Here is a 264-nt window from a genome sequence, read left to right as displayed (position 1 = left end):
AGTTAAGCGTTTAGGCAGGACACTATGGAAAAAATGGTCAGGCTATCATCGGCGAAGTTTGGTTGAAACTAAGATGCATTGCATCAAATTATTAGGAGATAAACTCAGTGCAAGGAGTTTTGATAGCCAAGTGAATGAGATCCATGCACGTGTAGCAGTTCTTAACAGATTTACGGAATTAGGTCGACCACTTACCCAAGTTACGCCTTAAATTTGGCTCCATTAGGGGCGCTTTGCATTTCAAATCTTTGTGCAACAAAGCCC

1 pseudogene is annotated in these 264 nt (G+C 41.7%); it reads left to right on the top strand.

The features are described 5' to 3' along the window. A pseudogene (locus tag AVJ19_RS21405) lies at window positions 1-211 on the top strand (IS5/IS1182 family transposase); the annotation flags it as partial. Between the last annotated feature and the right edge of the window lie 53 nt (window positions 212-264).

The sequence above is a fragment of the Acinetobacter sp. CFCC 10889 genome (assembly GCF_003268395.1).
GTDB lineage: Bacteria > Pseudomonadota > Gammaproteobacteria > Pseudomonadales > Moraxellaceae > Acinetobacter.
The sequence above is the reverse complement of the archived record's forward strand: the minus strand, read 5'-3'. Positions and strand labels throughout refer to the sequence as shown.